This is a genomic window from Alkalihalophilus lindianensis (genome assembly GCF_032843265.1).
Classification (GTDB): domain Bacteria; phylum Bacillota; class Bacilli; order Bacillales; family Bacillaceae_D; genus Alkalihalophilus; species Alkalihalophilus lindianensis.
Window position 1 is genome coordinate 1 of the sequence record NZ_JAWJBA010000315.1, and the last position, 273, is coordinate 273.

Annotated in this window: 1 protein-coding gene; it reads left to right on the plus strand. The window is 38.1% G+C overall.

Going from position 1 to position 273, the window contains the following annotated elements:
- Window positions 1–273 (plus strand): cation:proton antiporter domain-containing protein (locus RYX56_RS22400; protein ID WP_317124128.1); only part of this gene is annotated, 273 nt, incomplete at both ends.

The window sequence follows — 273 nt, forward strand, 5'->3', positions numbered from 1 at the left end:
GAAATTTCAAACCCGTTTTAATAAAGACGATATTAAATTAACATCCGGTCTCGTAATTGGTGCAACTATTCCAGCTTTCATTGTAGGCTGGATTGCTGCAGATCTTTTTAATATCACCCCCTACTTGGGAACTGCAAATAATCCTATAGCAATGAAGATTGTAATAGCCATCTCAATCGCTATTACCTCTATTCCGGTCATATCCAAAATTTTCAATGACCTTGGAATTATGCATACTCGGTTCGCGAAAATTGTAGTGGCCTGTGCTGGAAT